This is a genomic window from Methylobacterium sp. D54C (assembly GCF_053345595.1).
In genome coordinates this window covers 1-284 of sequence record NZ_JBKFAK010000254.1, presented here as the reverse complement: position 1 = coordinate 284, position 284 = coordinate 1, and the positions used below count along the sequence as shown (strand labels likewise).

At 69.7% G+C, this 284-nt stretch carries 1 protein-coding gene; it reads left to right on the top strand.

The annotated features are described in order from the left end of the window. Window positions 1-284, top strand: a 284-nt coding sequence (locus ACLBYB_RS33405; protein ID WP_447701447.1) for a transglycosylase domain-containing protein, incomplete at both ends; no start/stop codon positions are given.

Genomic DNA, 284 nt, shown 5'->3' with positions numbered 1-284 from the left:
CGCGGTGTGGCGCAGGGCGGCTCGACCCTCACCCAGCAGCTCGCCAAGAACCTGTTCCTGACCCCGGAGCGCTCGGCCTCGCGCAAGATCCAGGAGGCGGTCCTCGCGCTCTGGCTCGAGCACAAGTACACGAAGGACGAGATCCTCGAACTCTACCTGAACCGCGTCTATTTCGGCGCCGGCGCCTACGGTGTCGAGGCGGCGGCGCTGCGCTATTTCGGCAAGCCCGCCAAGGAGGTGAGCCTCGCGCAGGCCGCGATGCCCGGCGGCCTCGTGCAGGCGCC